General features: G+C 39.9%; 2 pseudogenes. Both read right to left on the bottom strand.

From position 1 onward, the window contains the following. A pseudogene (locus TS1_RS12865) lies at positions 1-207 on the bottom strand (IS3 family transposase); the annotation flags it as partial. Between the two features lie 39 nt (positions 208-246). Continuing rightward, positions 247-633, bottom strand: a pseudogene (locus TS1_RS12870) (transposase); the annotation flags it as partial. Between the last annotated feature and the right edge of the window lie 56 nt (positions 634-689).

Genomic DNA, 689 nt, shown 5'->3' on the forward strand with positions numbered 1-689 from the left:
GTTTTTGCCAGTACATAAAGGTTGCCTTGGGAAAGTGCAATGTTTCAAGAAGCTCAACTAATTTGAATGATCCTCGGAGGCTTGCGATGATTCGTGCGATGGATTCGTTCGTCTTTGTTGGGCTTCCTGTTTTCGCAGCTTCCTCAATTCTTTTAAAAAGGCATTTTCAATCTGGAGAGAATGAACTTGCTTCTCTAATGTCTTAATACGATCCTGTTCTTCTGGAGTAGTTTTAACAGGCTCTAGCTCTTTCTTTGACTTTTTATGAGACATGGCAGATGGACGTCCTTTCGTTTTTGAGAGTCCATCGACACCACGATCTCGAAATTTCCGCATCCAATTGGCAATCAGCGCGGGATTGTTCATTTCAAGCTTATGGGCCACTTCACGATAAGACAACTCACTTGTTTGATATAATTCTACCGCATCCAGCTTAAATTGAACAGAATAACTCTGATTTTGCCGTTTACGGAAAAGTCCTTCTTCACCGAACTCGTCGAAGGCTTTTACCCAATTTTCTATTTGTTTCTTATTTTTGACCGAATACTTCTTGGCTAGATAAATATATCCACCTTTCCCCTCTAAGTATTCTTGAACGATCTTCCATTTGAATGCAAAACTATATTTCGTCATAAAAATACCGACCCCCAAAAGTTAGATTTTTGGTCTAACTTTTGGGGGTCGGTTCA

The organism is Tetragenococcus solitarius NBRC 100494, assembly GCF_001544195.1.
Taxonomy (GTDB): Bacteria; Bacillota; Bacilli; order Lactobacillales; family Enterococcaceae; genus Tetragenococcus; species Tetragenococcus solitarius.